Origin of the sequence: Aquimarina sp. U1-2 (assembly GCF_017897595.1) — a bacterium.
Taxonomy (GTDB): domain Bacteria; phylum Bacteroidota; class Bacteroidia; order Flavobacteriales; family Flavobacteriaceae; genus Aquimarina.
The window spans coordinates 1-20,657 of sequence record NZ_JAGKIK010000006.1; the positions used below are offsets into that span (position 1 = coordinate 1).

Consider the following 20,657-nt stretch of genomic DNA (forward strand, 5'->3'; position numbering starts at 1 on the left):
ACCGTCCCGCGCAGGTTTTGTACCGTCCCGCGCAGGTTTTGTACCGTCCCGCGCAGGTTTTGTACCGTCCCGCGCAGGTTTTGTACCGTCCCGCGCAGGTTTTGTACCGTCCCGCGCAGGTTTTGTACCGTCCCGCGCAGGTTTTGGATTTGCAAGCAAATCCAAAACCTAGTCCTCAGCTAAATTAGGTCCCAACCATTTCTTGGCATAGGCCAAATCTATGTTTTTCCGCTCTGCGAAATTCTTGACCTGATCTTCTTTTATTTTTCCTAATCCAAAATATCGGGCTTCCTGATTTCCAAAGTAATATCCCGATACCGAGGCAGCAGGCCACATGGCTAAACTCTCGGTAAGTTCTACTCCGATTTTTTCTTTCACCTGTAATACTTCCCAAATCGTTAGTTTTTCGAGATGATCGGGGCAAGCCGGATACCCTGGGGCCGGTCTAATTCCTTTATACGACTCTTTAATTAATTCTTCGTTGGATAGTGCCTCGGTAGTTGCGTATCCCCAATCCTGTTTACGAACTTTTTCATGCAAATATTCGGCAAAAGCCTCTGCCAGGCGATCTGCAAGTGCTTTAATCATAATCGAATTATAATCATCGTGATCTGCTTCGAAAGCTTTTGCCAGTGCTGCCGTTCCAAAACCTGTAGTTACGCAAAAACAACCCATATAATCCTGGATTTCGCTTTCTTTAGGAGCAATAAAGTCTGACAATGCAAAATTTGGTTTTCCTGCATGTTTTTTTAATTGCTGTCGTAAGGTGCGAAATTTATATTCACCCTGAGGTGTGTTAATAAGAATATCATCATAGTTAACCGTATTGGCTTCAAATAGACCATAAATTGCTTTGGCTTCTAATAGTTTTTCATCAATCACCTTGGCTAATAGTTCTTGAGCATCTGCAAATAAGGAAGTGGCTTGTTCACCAACCACCTCATCAGTCAAAATCGCCGGGTATTTACCATGTAAGTCCCACGACCTAAAAAATGGGGTCCAGTCTATATAGGGTTTTAGGAGAGCCAGGTCAAAATGTTCTATAATTTGTATCCCGAGATGATTGGGTTTTATGATTTCTGAAGCTTTCCAATTAATGCTATATCTATTTTTTCGAGCCGCTGCAATCGACAGGTATTCCTTTTTCTTAGTTCTTTTTAAAAATCCTTCTCTAAAAATGGAATAATCTTCTTTTAGTGCTCCTACATACTTCTGATTGCTTCTTTTATTCAACAAATCACCTACTACCGTAACTGCCCTAGATGCGTCGTTTACATGTACAACCGCATTTTTGTATTGTGGATCAATTTTAACTGCTGTATGGGCTTTAGAAGTGGTTGCCCCACCAATTAACAGCGGAATATTAAAGTTTTTACGCTCCATTTCTTTAGCGAGATATACCATTTCATCTAAAGATGGCGTAATCAAACCACTTAACCCAATAATATCAACCTGTTCATCGATTGCCGTCTGAATTATTTTTTCTGGAGGCACCATAACACCAAGATCTACGATTTCGTAGTTGTTACACCCTAATACCACAGAAACAATGTTTTTTCCGATATCATGAACATCACCTTTTACAGTGGCCATCAAAATTTTACCAGCCCCCCTTGCCCCTTGTTCTGTTGAGTGTTGGGGTGCTTTTTTCTTTTCTTCTTCAATATAAGGAAGCAAATAGGCTACAGCTTTTTTCATCACCCTGGCAGATTTTACAACTTGTGGCAAAAACATCTTACCAGAACCAAAAAGATCGCCTACTACGTTCATGCCTGTCATTAAATGTCCTTCGATCACTTCTATCGGCTGATTTGCTTTCTGCCTTGCTTCTTCAACATCTTCAATAATATACTGGTCAATTCCTTTTACAAGAGCCCTGGTAATTCTATCCTGAAGTGGTTCTGAGCGCCAGGAAAGATCTATAGTTTTCTCTTTGCTTGATCCTACCACTGTTTCGGCAAAATCTAATAGTCTCTCGGTAGCGTCTTCTCTTCTATCTAGAATAACATCTTCTACATAGTCTAAAAGATCTTTGGGGATATCATCGTACACTTCTAACATGGCAGGGTTTACGATACCTATATTCATCCCGGCTTTTATCGCATGAAATAAAAACACAGAGTGCATGGCTTCTCGAACCGCATTATTGCCTCGAAAAGAAAACGATACATTACTTACCCCACCACTCACACTGCAATGCGGTAGATTTTCTCGTACCCAGCGGGTGGCTTCAATAAAATCTATTGCATTTTTACGATGCTCTTCCATTCCCGTAGCCACAGGAAAAATATTTAAATCGAATATGATATCTTCTGGCGGAAACTTTACCTGATTGACCAAAATATCATACGATCGTTTTGAGATTTCTATTCGTCTTTCATAATTATCGGCCTGTCCTACCTCGTCGAACGCCATTACTATAACTGCTGCACCATATCGCTTAATGGCCCTAGCATGCTGAATGAATTCTTTTTCGCCTTCTTTTAAACTAATCGAATTTACAACACATTTTCCCTGCACTACCTGAAGCCCTGCTTCTATGATTTCCCATTTTGAACTATCGATCATGATTGGTACTCTGGCAATATCTGGCTCGGCCATGATCAGGTTTAGAAATTTCACCATGGCGTCTTTACCGTCGATCAACCCATCGTCCATATTAATATCGATGATCTGCGCACCTCCCTCTACCTGATGCCGGGCGATATCTAGAGCTTCATCGAATTTTTCTTCTTTGATTAATCGCAAAAACTTTCTCGAACCTGCTACATTAGTACGCTCTCCTACATTAACAAAATTAGATTCTGGCGTAATTATCAGGGGTTCTAAACCTGATAGTTTCATATATCTGCCAGTTGTTGGTTGATCGTTAATCGTTGAATGTTGTTCTGATTTATTTTCTATCATCTTTTCTTGTTTTGTAATAGTTAATAAATCCATTTAATAACATTTTACACTTTTTAATTTGTGTACGTAATTCTTGATTTTTTCTATCTGTTACGTAATTTTGGTCAACAGCTAAATACACTTGTGTTTCAAGCTCATACAAAGAACCCCGCGAAATATGCAGAAATCGAATAGTATCAGATGATGTTTTCCTCCCGCAACCTTCAGCTATATTTGAAGGTATAGAAATTGAACACCTCCTCATCTGTACTATTAAACCATATAATTCATCGCTAGGAAAAGCTTTGGTAATCTCATAAATAGTATTTACCAATTCTCTTGCTTCTTTCCATACCTCTAAATCCGTATACTCCATTACTTATCAACTAAAAACTTTCAACAAACAACTTTCTTGGTTTGTAATCTTTTACTAAATCGGCAATCGCTTTTATATGTTCTGGGGTGGTCCCACAGCATCCTCCTACTATATTGACCAAATTTTTATCTAAATATTCTTTAATCTGAGACGCCATCTGTGCTGGTGTTTCATCATATTCTCCAAAGGCATTAGGCAATCCTGCATTAGGATGGGCAGAAACAGCGAAAGGCGCTTTTTGAGATAATACTTCAAGATGTGGTGTTAGTTGATTAGCCCCAAGTGCACAATTAAAACCAACAGATAGTAGAGAAATGTGCGCTATAGAAATTAGGAAAGCTTCTGCTGTTTGTCCAGATAACGTTCTGCCGCTGGCATCGGTAATGGTTCCGCTTACCATTACGGGAACCTGGGTGTTTCGCTTCTCTTTTACTTCTTCTATAGCAAAAAGGGCAGCTTTAGCATTTAACGTATCAAAAACTGTTTCTACTAATAAAATATCGGCACCACCATCTAATAGCGCTTCGACTTGTTGCTTGTATGCTATTTTAAGCTCTTCAAAACTGATTGCTCTGTACCCGGGATCATTTACATCAGGAGACATGCTGGCAGTTTTATTAGTAGGCCCGATAGACCCTGCTACAAATCTAGGTTTATGAGGCTCTTTTGCAGTAAATTCGTCTGCCACTTCTTTAGCTATTTTTGCCGATTCATAATTCAATTCGTAGACCAAATCCTCCATTTCATAATCTGCCATCGCTATTGTTGTCCCCGAGAATGTATTGGTTTCAACAATATCGGCTCCAGCCTCAAAATATAATCGATGTACTTGTTTTATGGCTTCGGGTTGGGTAATGCTTAACACATCGTTGTTGCCTTGAATGGGAACAGGCCAATCCTTTAATCTTTCTCCTCTAAAATCTTCTTCAGAAAACTTATGGCGTTGTAACATGGTTCCCATTGCTCCATCAAGTACGAGAATTCTTTCTTCTAAAAGGGTCTTTATATTTTTCATAGCACATTTTATTCTTGTCAAAATTTAGCAAAACAGATACTCGACAATAGTATTTCCTGTCAGGAAAATTTCAGTTTATTATCATTGAACTGGTTTCAACCGGTTCATCAAGAAAACAATGGAAAATATAGTATTACTATGAATTTTCGTTATCTAAACCGTTTTTGACGGATAGAATGTAGCACCTTCTTTAGGATTCTGACAGGCATCAGGATAAATAAAGGGTTGCTAAGGTTTCACAGGGTCTATTCCCTCCACCTTTCTTGATAACAACTAAAAACTAATGAACTAAGTAGCTAAAACTACTAATGTAATTACAAAGAAAAGGCTTAGTGTTTTGTTATGCAAGTTTATTTTACGGTTTTATGAATTTATGGAAAAATCGAATTTTTTTTATCAAAAAAGTAAAGCAGATTTACTAAAAAAAGAGTTGCTTTTTGCAACATACATCTTTAAAAATGTGTCTTTTTTAAGAATCTCAGAAATATGAACTATCAACTAGTTGTGCATTTAGAACTAGTTTTGACCAAAATTTGTCAATTCGAGTACTTCGATCTAGGGAGAAGTGTATCGAGAATAGAATTTCGGATAGAAAAAGGCTATTCTCGATACATTTTGTCTCCGCTTTGCTATGACAAAATACTCGAATTGACGCTTTTTAATACTATTTTTCCTAAATGCACAACGGGTTAACGATAAACAAATAATAATGGAAAGATTACGGCATAAAAACTGGTTTAGTCAAAATCGGAAATGGGCTTTTCCTGTCGCAACAATTGTTCTTTTTATTACTATATTCTTTTATTTTACCGGGGATGCCACTTTTAGATATGGGGCAGTACACTTACAACCTGGATTGATTGAAGAAGCCCGGAATATGGCTAGTAAAAATGAAATGGTGATTGAAAAACTGGGCACTCTACGAAACTATAATTTTCTTCGATTAATTGAAGGCGAAGTTCGATATAGTGACGATGATAACACTGTGCATATTTCTGTCAACCTTTTAGGAAGTAAAAAGAAAGGCAAGCTAGATATCCTGGCGCATAAAAAACAAGGCTCATGGGAGTATCAAAACATTGCAGTGAGAATTAAAAAGCCGAAAAAAGAAACTATAGAAATTTTTGGGAAAGGAGATGACTAAGATTCCGGTGCCAACTCGACCTCCAGACCATCTAATTCTGGTGTAATTGGGATTTGACAACCTAATCTACTATTATCTTCTACATAAAACGCCTCGGCAAGCATCATATCTTCATCATAACTCATCTCTGGAAGTTGATGATCTGATAAAATATAACACTGACATGAAGCACACATAGCCATACCGCCACAGGTACCTTCTACCGGAAGCTCGTAAGCTTTACATACTTCCATAAGATTCATTGCCATATCTGTAGGTGCTTGCACTTCGTGTACTTTACCTTCTCGATCCTTTATTTTAATAGTAACATCTGACATAATTTTCACTTTCGGTTTACAAATATAATCAAAGACCTCACAGATTTTTAAAATCTATGAGGTCTAAACACTATTTTTTGTTTTTTTAAACGATAGCTTTTACGACTTCTTTTTTTGCTTCTTTTTTGGTTCCATCAAATCCTTCTACACCTCCTACGGTGGTATATTTCATTACATATTTCTTATCTGGAAAGATTCTTTGATACGCGCTTTGACACATAATTGCGGCTTCATGGAAACCAGATAGGATCAGTTTTAGCTTTCCTTTATACGTATTTACATCTCCAATCGCATAAATACCAGGAATATTGGTTTGATAATCGTATGAGTTATCTACTTTGATGGCATTTTTTTCGATTTCTAATCCCCAATCGGCAATAGGCCCTAACTTTGGAGATAGTCCGAACAATGGTATGAAATAATCGGTATCTAAATGAATATCACCTTTGGTTTTATGTTTAATACCTACTGCGGTAACATGATCATCTCCTTTGAGTTCTTTTACTTCGGCTTCGGTAATCAAATTTACTTTTCCAAGTTTTGATAACTCTGCCACTCTTTCTACTGAATCTAAAGCGCCTCTAAATTCATTTCTTCGGTGTACCAGGGTAACCTCGCTAGCGACATCAGCCAGGAAGATTGACCAATCTAGTGCAGAATCTCCACCTCCTGCAATAACCACTTTTTTATCCCTATATACTTCTGGGTCACGAATAATATAGGCCACACCTTTATCTTCAAAATCGGCAATATTAGGAATCGGCGGTTTACGCGGCTCAAACGACCCTAAACCACCTGCAATAGCAACGACCGGTGCATTGTGCTGAGTCCCTTTGTTGGTAGTTACCAAAAAGGTATCATCCTCTAATTTTTCTATGGTTTCTGCTCTTTCGCCTAGGGTAAAACCAGGATTAAAAGGTTTTATTTGCTCCATAAGATTATCTACCAGCTGACCTGCAAGAATCTCTGGAAATCCAGGGATATCATAAATTGGTTTTTTAGGATATATCTCTGAACATTGTCCGCCGGGTTGAGGCAACGCATCAATAAGATGTGTTTTCAATTTCAGTAATCCTGCTTCAAAAACAGTAAATAAACCTGTTGGTCCTGCTCCGATAATTAAAATATCAGTCTTTATCATGCTCAACTTCTTTTTTTAGCAATTAATCCTTTGGTGAATTCGTTGAGTGTTTCTACTTTTTCTTCAAAATCACCTTGTATTGTTTTTCTGTATTCGTTTAAATTTTTTACCAAATCGTCTATGTTTTCTGGTAATACTTCTTCAAAAAACTGACGTAGCCGTTTGGCGGTTGTGGGTGACTTTCCGTTAGTCGAAATAGCCACTTTCACATTACCTTTAGTAACGATTCCGCCCATATAAAAATCGCAATATGGAGGGTTATCTGCTACATTGACCAACTTGCTTCTTTTCCTACAATCTTTATACACCTGTATATTCACTTCTGGCACATCAGTAGTAGCTATTACAATATGTTTTCCTTTCAGAAAACGTCTGTGGTACTTTTTGGTAATCCTATCTACTCCAAACTTGTTTGCCAACGCTATGGTATCTTCTCTAAACATCGGCGAAACTATAGTAACCTTGGCATCTGGACTAGATTTTGTTAAGAACGTAAGTTTTTCTTCGGCTACATTTCCTCCCCCAACAATCAGGATTTGAAGGTTTCTAACTTTCAGAAAAACTGGATATAAATTGTTTCTCTGCCCCCCATCCCCCAAAGAGGGAGCGTTATTATCCAAGAGTTTATTTTCGTTATAGGTATTCAAAATACTAATTATTCTATTTATTCACTAGCGAATGACTTTCTTTTACCACTTTTGAAATTACCCTTTTGGGAGTTAGGGGGCATCTTTGGTTTACCACTTCGCCTATTACAATGATAGCGGGAGATGATAATTTTTTATCAGCAACTACCTGCTCTATGTTGTCGATAGTACCAAACCCAAATTGTTCATTATCAGTAGTTCCGTTTTGAATAATAGCTACTGGAATGTTTTGTTTGTTTTCGGCTGCAAAGATACTAACTATTTCACTTAACTTACTCATTCCCATCAAAATTGCAACGGTTGCATTTGATTTAGCCGCTAGGTAAACATCTTGCGACAATTTATGAGACTTTGTTGTACCGGTGATCACCCAAAAGCTTTCGGAAGCTCCTCTTTTCGTAAGAGGAATCCCTTGATATGCTGGAACTGCTAAAGGTGAAGAAATTCCCGGGACCATTTCGGTTTCTATATCGAATTGTTGAGCATAATCCATTTCTTCGGCCCCGCGACCAAAAATAAATGGATCACCTCCTTTTAGTCTCACTACATGTCCGTGGCTTTGGGCTCTACTGACAATCAATTCGTTGATTTGTTCTTGCCTGTACGCGTAACATCCTTTTCGTTTCCCTACGAAAATCTTTTCGGCATTCGGGGCATAATCTAACAAAACTTCATTAATGAGCGCATCATATAACACCACATCAGCCGACTTAAGCGCTTTAATTGCCTTGAGTGTAATCAAATCTGGGTCTCCTGGACCTGCTCCTACGACAGTTAATTTTGGTCTTTTATTCATTATCGGCTATGATTTAAATCATTTTACTTTGATTAATTTTTCTTTGGAATTCAATCAAAGTTATAGTATTAAAGACTTATTAAACGCTCTCTACCTCAGTCATTCTATATTTTTGCACTTTTTGTAAAAACTGGCCTGCTTTTTTGATATAATCTAAAGCAAAATCCTTGCTTGGCGCATTTTGCTGAAGCTGGTATATCAAATCAGCAAAGGTTCCGTCTAGTTCTATTTTTCCATTTACAACAAATTCTTCGTCAAATTGGCGAATAATTCCGGCGTGCGTATTTGTTTTCTTATTCTCTGCCAACAATAACGCTTTGGCCGAATTCACTAATGAACTATAGGCATGGTATACTGCATCAGAATACACTTCGCTTTCGAAAGATTGTTTCGCATTGTCGATCTTTTCTTCGCTTTCCAGGAATAATGTAGCTATCAAATCGATCACAACTCCCGCACATTCTCCAATTCCGATGGCTTTTACATATTCCTCTTTGTTCCCCCAATCAATAAAATCTTGAGGAGTTAAATTATCGACATTAGAAAGATCAGTTAGGAAGTCGTAGAAATACTTTTCACCTTTGTCTGCATAGTAGTCTACAAACTGCTTACCATTTGCATTAGCTTCAAAATCATTTAGTATTCTTCGCAATGCTTCCGGACCTCTTCTACTTGGTATTTTCACTACTTTATCAGCAAAACGACCTCTTCCGTCACCCAGGTTCCCTCCTCCTAGCAATACTTGTAGTGCGGGTGCAACAAGTTTATCTTTGGTACGAACAGACATTCCCTGGAATCCAATATTCGCCATATTGTGTTGCCCGCATGCATTCATACACCCACTTATTTTGATGACCAAACCTTCTTTTTCAAGGTATTGTGGGTATTCGGTTTTGATTACTCGCTCTAACTCTTCAGCAATACCTGTGCTACTGGCAATACCAAGATTACAAGTGTCGGTTCCTGGACAAGCAGTAATATCAACAGCTTTGTTATATCCAGCTTCGGTAAACCCTAGATTACCTAATTCCTGATAGAAAAACGGAACCAAATCTTCTTTTACAAATGGAATCAAAATATTTTGACGTAATGACAATCTTATTTCACCTGCGGCATATTTTTCTACTAAATCAGCCAACAATCTTGCTTTATCTGTATAAAAATCTCCTAACAATACTTTGATACCAATAGCCATAAACCCTTCTTGTTTTTGAGGAATCACATTGGTAGATTTCCATAAATCGAAAGCCTTTTGATCTTTAATCTCAACTATTGGAGTCTCTACCGTCACCGGAACCGAAGCTTTATAGGCCTCTGCATCAATCGGCACAGATTTTTGTACGATTGCCTTTTGCTCAGCCTCTACCAATGCTTTGAATGCTTCTAATCCAATATCTTTGATTAAGAATTTCATTCTGGCTTTAGCTCTACTTTTACGCTCACCATGACGATCAAAAATTCGAAGTACGCCTTCCATTAACGGAATTATTTTATCAGAAGGCAGAAAGCTATACAATTCATCAGCATGTCTGGGTTGAGATCCTAATCCACCACCTAACATTACTTTAAATCCGCGAACTCCATTTTCTATTTTGGCAATAAAACCAAGGTCGTGCATATACGATAATCCAGTATCTTCATCAGATCCAGAAAAAGAAACTTTAAATTTACGTCCCATTTCCTGACAAATTGGATTTCTTAGAAAGAAACGGAACAATGCATCGGCATATGGTGAAACGTCAAATGGTTCTTTTGGATCAATACCCGCTGTTTCTGATGCTGTGACATTACGAACCGTATTACCACACGCCTCTCTTAGCGTTACCTCATCTTTTTCAAGTGCTGCCCAAAGCTCTGGAGTACGATTTAAGTCTACATAATGAATCTGAATATCCTGACGTGTAGTGATATGAAGACGTCCTCTTGAATATTCATCAGACACTTCACAAATACGTCTTAATTGATTACTTAAAACTTTACCATATGGTAATTTAATACGAATCATCTGCACGCCTTCCTGACGTTGCCCGTATACACCACGTGCCAAACGCAGACTACGAAACTTTTCTTCATCAATCTTCCCCTTATGGAATTGCTCAATCTTATTGGCCAATTCGACAATGTCTTTTTCAACAACAGGGTTTTCTATTTCAGTTCTAAAACTTTGCATTCTGAAATTAGTATTAAGTATTGAGTAGTTAGTATTAAGTAGTCAATTTATATTAGGATTAAACTATCTAAATATTATTTACTCTTCTATTAAACATTAATTGGTAAATTTTTACTCTTTAGTTAGTATCAAAAAACTAAATACTTAATACTAACTACTACTATCTAAACTATAAAACCGACTCCCGATGTGTTATTGGTTTGTGAATCGATGAGTATAAAAGAACCTGAAGCCTTGTTATTGCTATAAGAATCAAAGGCCAGGGGTTTGCTTAGTTGTATTTGTACTTTTCCAACCTCGTTTAATTGCAATGCATTTTTGGAGGTATCCTCGCCAGAAAAATCTGTAGCAATAGTCCCACTTATACTTTTTACTTTGGCAAGAATTCGGTTACTGCCGCTTTGTACAAAATAATTAGTCCCCGGATTAAGAGCTGCGCTATCCATCCAACACACAGTTGCGGTGAGTTGTTTTTCTATTTTCGGTTTCTCTGATGATTTTACAATCATATCGCCACGACTTACATTTACATCATCTTCTAAGGTGATCGTGCATGAGCTTCCTCTACCTGCTTTGTCGAACTTTTGATCAAAGAAATAAATCTCTTTTACTTTTGATGTTGTTAATGAAGGTAAAACCGTTACCTCATCTCCAACAGCAAGATCTCCTCCGTACAATTTGCCAGCATATCCTCTAAAATCATGAAAATCGTCGGTCTTAGGACGAATTACTGTCTGAATCGGAAAACGTGCTTGTGATTTTTCATACACATCCTGTGCATCTAATTCTTCTAGATGTTCTAATAATGTCTGTCCGTTATACCAAGGCGTATGTTCAGATTTGTCTACCACATTATCTCCTTGTAAGGCACTTACCGGAATAAAAGTGATGTTTTGTGCAGCATAATCACTTTTTTCGATAAGTTTTTCAAAGTCTGCTTTGATCGCTTCAAATTTTTCTTGTGAAAAATCTACAAGATCCATTTTATTAACAGCTACAATTACATCTTTTACTCTCAACAAATTATTGATAAAGAAATGTCGATACGTTTGTTCTATAACCCCTTTTCGGGCATCCACCAAAATTATAGAAGCTTGTGAAGTCGAAGCGCCGGTTACCATATTTCGGGTGTATTCGATATGTCCCGGGGTATCTGCAATAATGTAACTTTTTGATTTTGTAGAGAAATAGATATGCGCAACATCAATGGTAATCCCTTGCTCTCTTTCTGCGACCAAACCATCTGTGACCAATGAAAAATCGAGATAGTCAAAACCATTCGCTTTGCTTTTGGCTTCTATGGCCTCTAATTTATCTGTGGTTAATGACTTTGTATCATACAAGATTCTACCGATCAAGGTACTTTTCCCGTCATCTACGCTTCCTGCTGTTGCTATTTTTAATACATCCATTTTATTAGTCATTCTTTTCGTCATCTAAACAAAATTACCCCCCTCCGCCTTCGGCACCTCCCCCTCAAAGGGTGAGGAGTTTCGATAATTTTAGATAACTTTTTACTATACTTCTAATTTCGTATTTCTATTTTCTTCATTTTAGAAATACCCTTGTTGTTTTCTTTTTTCCATGGCGGCTTCTGATCGTTTGTCATCGATTCGAGCGCCTCTTTCAGAAATCGTTGACGCTCTAATTTCTGCAACCACCTTATCGATAGTTACGGCATCTGAAAGTACAGCTGCGGTACATGACATATCACCTACGGTACGAAAACGAACCATTCGTTCTTCAACTAGCTCATCTTCTTCTCTATACACCACTTCATCCTGTGCAGACCAGATCATACCATCTCTGATAAATGTCTTGCGTTTATGCGCAAAATAGATCGATGGTATTTCAATTCCTTCTTTTTCGATATAACTCCAAACATCCAATTCTGTCCAATTACTTATCGGAAATACACGAACATTTTGACCTAAATCTATTTTGCCATTAAGGTGATCAAACAATTCTGGGCGTTGGTTTTTTTCGTCCCACTGTCCAAAATCATCTCGTACTGAGAATATTCTTTCTTTAGCTCTTGCTTTTTCTTCATCTCTACGTGCACCACCGATGGCAGCATCAAATTTGAATTCTTCTAAAGCATCTAAAAGTGTAGTCGTTTGTAAACTATTTCTACTCGCATATTTCCCTTTTTCTTCAACCACCTTTCCTTGATCAATAGCATCCTGAACATTACGAACAATCAGCTCTACACCTAGTTCTTCAACCAATCGATCTCTAAATTCGATAGTTTCAGGAAAATTATGCCCTGTATCAATATGTAATAATGGGAAAGGAATTTTACCCGGATAAAATGCTTTTTGAGCTAATCTCACCAAAGTAATAGAATCTTTACCTCCCGAAAAAAGTAACACGGGCTTCTCAAACTGAGCTACTACTTCTCTAAAAATATAAATAGCTTCGCTTTCAAGCGGATTCACTTGAAGAACGGAAGTATGCTCAGAACTATCACTTTGTTCAACTTTCTTTTCTAATATTTCCATATTATTTTTCGTCATTTATGAGTTGGTGTGCAACCCGCATTCTCTATTTTCTAAAACCTTGGTCGGGTCAAAATATTTAAATTCGTTAGGCAAATTGTTTTCAGATAGATAGACATCAAGTTCTGCATCTGAGTAATAGTAGAACGGACTCACTTTTAAAACTCCATCTTTACCCATACTTAAAATATCTAAAGAATCTCTAAGTGCCGTTTGCCCCTTTCTAAGATTGGTAAACCATACATCAGGAGTATACTCAACCATAGCCCTTTTAAAGGGTTCCAATTTTACTTGCTCGGTAAACACTTTATGCATAGGATCATCGATATCAGGAATACCCATGATTACATCTCTATGCGCTGTTGTTTGTTTTGGTACATATAGTTTAATATTCAGGTTTAATAATCCTATCACCTCTTCAGCATGTTTATACGTATTAGGCGTATTATATCCAGAATCACACCATATTACAGGAATATCTGACAATGCTTTTGAACATACATTCAAAATCGCGGCTTCATAAGGTCTGAAATTTGTTGTAACTACAGGTTTTTTAGCATTTAAAACTGCCCATTGAGCAATTTCTAAAGGACTTTTATCTTTTAGCGATGCATTTAAATCTTTAATTTCTTTTTCAGTTAAGACCACACTTATTTTTCTTTTTCTATTCGCAAATTTCTTCCCTTACTGATGAGATCCTGAAACAAATTCAGGAAGACATTATGTGTCATTTTCCCCACTTAATTCGATTCCAAATTCTTTCATGAAAGAAATAAAGAATCATTTTGGTTACAAAATCAATAGATGCTATTGAAGTAGCTAATACAATTTCGCCAGTAAGCAAATAAGAAACTACTAGTGTATCCAGCGTTCCTATTATCCTCCAGCTTATTGCCTTTGCTATACTACGCAAGGGTTTTTCAGAAGATTTATCGGTTGTATAAGATGTCTTCTGAGTCGCTACTTTATCTAATATCATTTGATCTACAATCATAATTTATAAATTCTATTACCCTATCGGATTAGTAGATTATTAAACAAATGTATGATTAATATCCGAAGTAATCCTATGATTCATAATAAAAACGCGTTTTTAAAACAAAAATTATGATATTATCAACAATTACCCTATTAACTTAGTAGATTATTAATGCCTATATAAAAACTCAACCGCTTTTCTTTTACTAAATACTTTTTAAAGCCTGATCAATATCTTTAATAATATCCTCAATATGTTCTAATCCTACAGAGCATCTCACCATTCCATTGGTAATTCCAACCGCTTGCTTATCCTTATCCACTAATTTGCTATGCGTCGTAGAAGCCGGGTGTGTTACGATTGTTCTTGTATCACCAAGATTGGCAGAAAGCGAGCACATTTTTATGCTATCAAAGAAGGTTTTTCCTGCTTCGACACCACCTTTTACTTCAAAAGCAACGATATTACCCCCTAACTTCATCTGTTTTTTGGCAACCTCATATTGTGGATGAGATTTTAAAAATGGGTATTTAACCCAATTTACTTTAGGGTGGGCTTCTAAAAAACTAGCAAGTTTTAGAGCGTTCTCACAATGACGGTCTACTCTTACTGCCAAGGTTTCCAAACTTTTTGACAACACCCAGGCGTTAAAAGAAGATAATGCTGGTCCTGTGTTACGGGAAAACAAATAAATCTCTCGAATCAATTCTTTTTTACCCACCGTTACCCCTCCTAAGACTCTTCCTTGACCATCGATTAATTTGGTTGCAGAATGAATCACCAAATCAGCTCCAAAGGTTATGGGGTTTTGTAGATATGGCGTTGCAAAACAATTATCTATCACCAAAAGCAGGTCGTGTTTTTTTGCAATTTCACCCAACAACTCAAGATCTAATACGTCAACTCCGGGATTTGTTGGAGATTCTGCATAAATTATTTTGGTACTAGGCCTAATTAAGCTTTCAATTTTTTCGACCTCATCTACTTTGAAATAACTGGTTTCAATATTCCATTTTGGAAAATACTTAGTAAACAAGGTATGTGTAGAGCCAAAGACAGATCGTGCAGAAACTATATGATCTCCCGCGTTTAAGAGTGCAGCAAAAGTCGAAAAAACCGCAGCCATTCCGGTAGCAAAAGCATAACCATCTTCTGCTCCTTCGAGCTTGCATATTTTATCCACAAACTCGGTAGTGTTTGGATTGCTAAACCGACTGTAAAGATTACGTTCTTTTTCTTCGGCAAAGGCTGCTCTCATCTCTTCGGCATCTTCAAAAACAAAACCCGACGTTAGATATAGGGGTGTCGAATGCTCTGAAAACTGTGTCTTTTCGGTTTGCGTTCTTACTGCATTCGTTTCGAAATGGTTATTCTGTTTGGTCATACTTCTTCATTATTTACCACCACTTTATAGCTAATTTGAGCGGTTGGTTCGAGTGTTTTAGAAACCGAACAATATTTTTCAAAAGACAATTGTGCTGCTCTTTTCGCTTTTTCAGGTGCAATATCTCCTTCTAAAAACACCGTGACATCAATTTCTTTAAAAGGTTTTGCGCCATCAATTTCGACTCTTGTACCATCAACTTCTGCCCGGTAATCTGTAATCTGTTGTTTCTGTTTTTTTAAAATTGAAATTACATCAATAGCACTGCAGCCTGCTACCCCCATCAACACATACTCCATCGGGCTCGGGGCTAAATCATGTCCGCCTACTTCTGCCTTGCTATCAATATGTGTAATATGGCCTCTTTCGTTTTTTAATTCAAAGTGAAAATCGTTGTCTATTCTTTTTAATTGTACTTTCATATGCCCTTACCCCCGGCTCCTCTCCCAAAAAAAGAGGAGAGCAACTAAACAGGGTTTATTTTAAATTAAACACTAGTTATAAATTATCATTATATCTCTTTACAAACAAGACCCCTATATGCTTCCTTTGGGAGTTAGGGGACTTGCCAATCGCAAAATATCACCAAAAACTCCTCTTGCGGTTACTGCTGCTCCAGCACCTGCACCCTGTATTACAATGGGTTGATCTCCATACGACTCGGTATAAATTTCGAAGATTGAGTCTGATCCTTTTACTTGTCCTAACGCGCTACTTTCGGGAACAGAAACCAACTTTACATCAAGATTTCCTTTCTCTTGTGATAAATCCCCCCAAAGATCGCCAATGTATCGTAAAACGTAACCCGGCTTTTGCGCTTCTTTACTTTTTTGATATGTCGTATCTAACTCTGATAATCGTTCTAAAAATAAAGCAGTTTGTCCCTCTCTTAAGTTTTCCGGAATTAAATTTTCAATAGTTACATCTTCAAACTCGTTACACAAATCTAACTCCCGAGCTAAAATTAATAATTTTCTAGCTACATCATTACCACAAAGGTCTTCTCTGGGATCTGGCTCTGTAAATCCGTTATCAATAGCTTCTTGCAATACTTCGCTAAATTGTCGTTCTTCAGCAGAAAATGTGTTAAACAAATAACTCAAAGATCCCGAAAAAATTCCTTTAATTCTAGTGATGTTTTCGCCAGACAAATGGAGTAATTTGATGGTATCGATTAAGGGTAAACCTGCTCCTACATTAGTTTCATATAGATATTGTTTTTGATTTTCATCTAGTTTTTGTCTTAGTTCTTTATAAAAATCAAAACGCAATGTATTGGCTACTTTGTTTGATGATACCAAATCAAATCCGTTTTCTATCAAATGGATGTAGTTTTGAGTAAAACTTTCACTAGCCGTATTATCAATGGCAATTAGGTTTTCCAGGTGATGATCAGTGGCAAACTGGATAATATCTTCGATTGTGTACGGTTTCCCTTGGTTTTTCATTTCTTCTTTCCAATCTATCCCCGGACTATCTTTTTGTAGCCATACTTTTTTTGAATTCGCAATAGCGAAGATATTCAGGCGAATTTTTTTTCTTTTCTCAATTTGTCGTGCCGACTGCAAAATTTGGTCTATAAGTGTTCCCCCAACCAATCCATGACCAAATATAGCCAGATTAATAGTTTTTGAAATCTCAAAAATTTCACCGTGTATTACATGTAAGGCCTTATGTAATTGTTTTTTCTTAATCACCAAGCTCACGTTTTTACCACTTACTGTATTATTGAATAATAGGGGAACGATTTGATTTCTGATCAATGCATTGTATGGCTTATGAAATGTACTTAATTCTTGCCCGATGATCGATAATACTGCTACATCCTGTTCGATAGAGATCGTACTCATATCCTGTTGATCGAAGTCAATAGCGAACTCTTGCTGTAAAACAGATTTTGCCTTGGTTGCTTTATCGACATCGACTATAAAACTGATACCTCTTTCTGAAGAACCTTGGGAGATGATGCTTATACTTATATTTTTATGAGCCAATGCACTAAAAATTCTGGCGTCTACACCTACTTTACCCAAAAGCCCTCGACCTTCTAGACTAATTAGAGCTATATTATCAAGAACGGAAAGTGACCGTATTCCCTTTTTACTTGCTTGCGAAGTGATTAAAGTACCTTGACCCGATGGATCAAACGTATTTAATATTCTAAGCGGAATATTTTTTTCTATCAGAGGGATGATGGTTTTAGCATGTAAAATATTCGCTCCAAAATGGGCTAATTCGTTAGCTTCACTGAAGGATAGTTTTTCAATTTTTCTGGCACCCGCCACAAGGTCTGGATCTGCGGTATAAATCCCATCAACATGCGTATAATTCTGAAGTTCTTCGGCATCTAAATAATTCGCAAGCAACGATGCAGTGTAATTACTTCCGTTTCTTCCCAAAGTAGTGGTTTCATTTTTGGTATTTGAAGCAATAAAGCCGGTAACGACATTCACAGTTACCCCATTATATTTTTGAAAATGCTGTATTACATTATCTTTTGATAGCGTATGTAGAGGTTGTGCGTTACCAAACTCTCCATCGGTCTTAATAAGCGTTCTGCTATCGGTATACTTCGCTGTAATATTTTGTTCCTGAAGCAACTGAGTTAATAATTTAGCTGAAATTACTTCTCCCTGGGATAGTACTTGATCTTTGATTCGTTTACTATAATCTCCTAATAGTGATACTCCTTCAAAAAGTTTTTCTAAGATTTGGTACTCCTCATCAAACTGTATATTAGGAAAATCTTGAGCTTGTGACTTTTTAAACGCTTCGAATACGTGAATAAAATCTTCGTTACTGCTCGCTTTTTCTAGAATCTCCTCCAATTGATTGGTAGTACTTCCTCGAGCAGAAAGCACAACGGCAAGTTGTTCGCCATTTTGCACTTTGTCTCGAATAATTTTTACGACCGTTTGCACAGCTTTGACATCTGCTAGTGATTTACCACCGAATTTTAAAATTTTCATCAAATTACTTTTAATTCACTTCTAAAAAACATCTTTTAGTAACCTATTCAATTGTTCATATTCAATTAAAAATGCATCATGCCCGTGAATGGAATCGATTATCCCATGGGTTACATTTTGCTTCACCTCCTTAAGTGTAGTGTATGTGATACGATCTTCGGTAAGCGTGAAGAATATATCAGAATTGACACTTATTAAATGTATGTTTGATGTTATGTTTTTGACAACGTCCAAAAAACCTCCACGTTTATAGGTTATATCAATATTAGCTAATATGTAATTAAGTTGTTTGTAAGCTGATAATTCGAATCGAGCATCCAGTTTTTCTCCATGATGTAGAAGCCAACTTTCAATATTAAACATATTTTGCTCATGGTTATAACTTCTCTTAAACCTGGCGCTAAACGACTCTGGAGATCTATATAGTATCATTGCATGTAATCTGGCATCATGTACGGGGTTTTTTGAGTTTAAAAGCAGTTGCTCTTGTATCAAACAATTGGCTTTTAACCAATCTGTAGCTTTCCAATCACAAGCTATCGGAATCAGATGTTCTATAAAATCAGGACGTAATGCTGCCAATTCCCAGGCAATTCCTCCTCCTAACGACCCTCCTATAACAGCGAACAGTTTTTTAATATTTAACGTTTCTAATCCTTTTAAAAAAATATGAGCTATATCTCGTGCTTTAAATATTTTATAATTCTCAAACACCTGTGTTTTAGCTTCGCCATATCCATTACCCGGTATATTAAATGCGAGAACGGTATATTGGTCTGTATCAATACATTTTTCTTTACCAATAAGACTATTCCACCATCCTCTTTCACCACAAACCTTAGAATTGCCAGTTAACGCATGATTTACCAATACAATTGGCGCTTCGAACAAAGGTTTTCCAAAGATTTCATAGGTTAAAGAAATATCTTCTACATGGGCACCTTCTATCGTCGTAAAGTTAGAAATAGATATACGTTGAAGCATAATGGCAGTTTCTATATTACTTTTGGATTACTTTACCGTTTCCCGAACCTTTGAAAAAGCCAATGCTAAATCGTTCTTAAGATCTTCTACATCTTCTAAGCCTACAGACAATCGAATTAAATCCTGGGTAACCCCTGTAGACACTTGCTGCTCGTCGGTAAGTTGTTGATGAGTCGTACTGGCCGGGTGTATAATCAATGATTTTGAATCTCCTATATTTGCCAATAATGAAAAAATAGCAGTTTCATTGGCTATGGTTTTTGCAGCATCAAATCCGCCCTTAACTCCAAATGTAATAATACCGCTTTGCCCTTTTGGCAAATACTCTTTAGCCAAAATGTGATACGTGTCATTTTCTAATCCGGGATACTTAACCCAGTTCACCTCATGTTGTTGTTCTAACCATTTTGCAAGTTCTAAGGCGTTTTCACTGTGCTTTTTGATTCTAATATCGAGTGTTTCTAACCCTTGTAAAATCTGAAATGCATTAAAAGGGCTCAACGCTGCCCCATGATCACGTAAACCTTCGATTCGCACTTTGGCAATAAAAGCCGCAGGACCCAAAGCCTCATGATACACCAGACCATGATACCCTGCCGAAGGCTCTGTAAACTCTGGAAACTTTCCACTTGACCAATCAAAAGTCCCTGCGTCGATAACTACTCCGCCTAAAGAAGTTCCGTTACCGCTAATGTATTTGGTAAGCGAATGGATTACAATGTTTGCCCCATATGTTATAGGATTTAGCAATGCTGGTGTTGCCACTGTATTATCTACAATTAAAGGAAGTTTGTGTGTCTTAGCTTCAGCAGCTATTGCTTTAAGATCTAGCACATCGAGTTTAGGGTTTCCTAAAGATTCAACAAAAAATACTCGAGTGTTTTCCTGTACTGCATTTTTAAAATTGGTGGCATTAGAAGGATCTACAAAAGTTGTTGTGATTCCAAACCTGGGCAATGTTACATTTAAAAGATTGTAGGTTCCGCCATAAAGACTACTTGATGCTACAATATGGTCTCCAGATTTTAATAATGTAAGCAATGTAGTATTGATCGCCGCCGTTCCCGAAGCAGTAACTACTGCGGCTATACCACCTTCCAAAGCTGCTAAACGTTGCTCTAATATATCGTTTGTTGGATTGTTTAGACGTGTGTAAATATAGCCTGTTTCTGATAGATTAAATAAGTTGGCTGCATGATCAGCGTCTTTAAAAACATAAGACGTAGTTTGATAAATCGGAATAGCTCGAGTTCCACCATTTGAGGAGACATCATGTCCCGCATGTAAAGCTTCAGTTGCAAATTTTTTAGTACTCATATTTCTCTTTTTAGGTTCTGGTTGCTTACAGCAT

The 20,657-nt window shown here is 37.1% G+C and carries 18 protein-coding genes and 1 riboswitch; of the genes, 1 reads left to right on the top strand and 17 read right to left on the bottom strand.

Annotated elements, in window-relative coordinates; translation table 11 throughout:
• Positions 1–168: 168 nt before the first annotated feature.
• The 3 genes from metH to J8281_RS09430 are packed head-to-tail and all read right to left on the bottom strand — an operon-like array spanning position 169 to position 4,277.
• The gene (gene metH / locus J8281_RS09420; protein ID WP_210197579.1) at positions 169–2,907 is read right to left on the bottom strand and encodes a methionine synthase; all 2,739 of its coding nucleotides are present in this window, start codon (positions 2,905–2,907) and stop codon (positions 169–171) included.
• Complete coding sequence (locus J8281_RS09425; protein WP_210197370.1) at positions 2,894–3,262, bottom strand: four helix bundle protein; 369 nt, start codon at positions 3,260–3,262, stop codon at positions 2,894–2,896. The genes metH and J8281_RS09425 overlap by 14 nt, the downstream gene beginning before the upstream one ends.
• Positions 3,263–3,272: 10 nt before the next feature.
• Positions 3,273–4,277: a homocysteine S-methyltransferase family protein gene (locus J8281_RS09430; RefSeq protein WP_210197371.1), complete on the bottom strand. Its 1,005-nt coding sequence runs from the start codon at positions 4,275–4,277 to the stop codon at positions 3,273–3,275.
• A gap of 146 nt (positions 4,278–4,423) precedes the next feature.
• A riboswitch (SAM riboswitch) is annotated at positions 4,424–4,550 on the bottom strand.
• Between the two features lie 436 nt (positions 4,551–4,986).
• Between J8281_RS09430 and J8281_RS09435 the strand changes: the two genes are divergently transcribed.
• Positions 4,987–5,421 (top strand): cytochrome c oxidase assembly factor Coa1 family protein, encoded by a 435-nt coding sequence (locus tag J8281_RS09435; protein ID WP_210197372.1) that lies wholly within the window; start codon positions 4,987–4,989, stop codon positions 5,419–5,421.
• Here the strand turns inward: J8281_RS09435 and J8281_RS09440 are convergent.
• From J8281_RS09440 to J8281_RS09500, 14 genes are all read right to left on the bottom strand, one after another.
• A complete protein-coding gene (locus J8281_RS09440; protein ID WP_210197373.1) occupies positions 5,418–5,738 on the bottom strand; it encodes a 2Fe-2S iron-sulfur cluster-binding protein in 321 nt (106 codons plus the stop codon). The genes J8281_RS09435 and J8281_RS09440 overlap by 4 nt on opposite strands.
• Positions 5,739–5,823: 85 nt before the next feature.
• Positions 5,824–6,879, bottom strand: coding sequence for an NAD(P)/FAD-dependent oxidoreductase (locus J8281_RS09445; RefSeq protein WP_210197374.1), 1,056 nt, complete (start codon positions 6,877–6,879; stop codon positions 5,824–5,826).
• A 2-nt stretch (positions 6,880–6,881) separates the two neighbouring features.
• Positions 6,882–7,478, bottom strand: a complete 597-nt coding sequence (locus J8281_RS09450; RefSeq protein ID WP_210197580.1) for a bifunctional precorrin-2 dehydrogenase/sirohydrochlorin ferrochelatase — start codon at positions 7,476–7,478, stop codon at positions 6,882–6,884.
• A 61-nt stretch (positions 7,479–7,539) separates the two neighbouring features.
• Entirely contained in the window at positions 7,540–8,322 is a 783-nt protein-coding gene (cobA, locus tag J8281_RS09455) for a uroporphyrinogen-III C-methyltransferase (protein WP_210197375.1), read from the bottom strand.
• Positions 8,323–8,401: 79 nt separating this feature from the next.
• A complete protein-coding gene (locus J8281_RS09460; RefSeq protein ID WP_210197376.1) occupies positions 8,402–10,492 on the bottom strand; it encodes a HEPN domain-containing protein in 2,091 nt (696 codons plus the stop codon).
• Positions 10,493–10,656: 164 nt separating this feature from the next.
• A complete protein-coding gene (locus J8281_RS09465) occupies positions 10,657–11,904 on the bottom strand; it encodes a sulfate adenylyltransferase subunit 1 (RefSeq protein WP_210197377.1) in 1,248 nt (415 codons plus the stop codon).
• A 141-nt stretch (positions 11,905–12,045) separates the two neighbouring features.
• Positions 12,046–12,993 (bottom strand): sulfate adenylyltransferase subunit CysD, encoded by a 948-nt coding sequence (gene cysD, locus J8281_RS09470; RefSeq protein WP_210197378.1) that lies wholly within the window; start codon positions 12,991–12,993, stop codon positions 12,046–12,048.
• Positions 12,994–13,008: 15 nt separating this feature from the next.
• Positions 13,009–13,638, bottom strand: a complete 630-nt coding sequence (locus J8281_RS09475; protein WP_210197379.1) for a phosphoadenosine phosphosulfate reductase family protein — start codon at positions 13,636–13,638, stop codon at positions 13,009–13,011.
• 79 nt (positions 13,639–13,717) lie between these two features.
• Positions 13,718–13,984 (bottom strand): DUF2061 domain-containing protein, encoded by a 267-nt coding sequence (locus J8281_RS09480; RefSeq protein WP_210197380.1) that lies wholly within the window; start codon positions 13,982–13,984, stop codon positions 13,718–13,720.
• 190 nt (positions 13,985–14,174) lie between these two features.
• On the bottom strand, positions 14,175–15,353 hold the full coding sequence (locus J8281_RS09485; protein WP_210197381.1) for a PLP-dependent aspartate aminotransferase family protein: 1,179 nt from the start codon (positions 15,351–15,353) through the stop codon (positions 14,175–14,177).
• On the bottom strand, positions 15,350–15,775 hold the full coding sequence (locus J8281_RS09490) for an OsmC family protein (RefSeq protein ID WP_210197382.1): 426 nt from the start codon (positions 15,773–15,775) through the stop codon (positions 15,350–15,352). Before J8281_RS09490 ends, J8281_RS09485 begins: the two co-directional genes overlap by 4 nt.
• Positions 15,776–15,889: 114 nt before the next feature.
• Positions 15,890–18,322 (bottom strand): bifunctional aspartate kinase/homoserine dehydrogenase I, encoded by a 2,433-nt coding sequence (thrA, locus tag J8281_RS09495; RefSeq protein ID WP_246849060.1) that lies wholly within the window; start codon positions 18,320–18,322, stop codon positions 15,890–15,892.
• Between the two features lie 21 nt (positions 18,323–18,343).
• Entirely contained in the window at positions 18,344–19,306 is a 963-nt protein-coding gene (locus tag J8281_RS19675) for an alpha/beta fold hydrolase (RefSeq protein WP_246849061.1), read from the bottom strand.
• A 27-nt stretch (positions 19,307–19,333) separates the two neighbouring features.
• Positions 19,334–20,623, bottom strand: coding sequence for an O-acetylhomoserine aminocarboxypropyltransferase/cysteine synthase family protein (locus J8281_RS09500; RefSeq protein WP_210197383.1), 1,290 nt, complete (start codon positions 20,621–20,623; stop codon positions 19,334–19,336).
• Between the last annotated feature and the right edge of the window lie 34 nt (positions 20,624–20,657).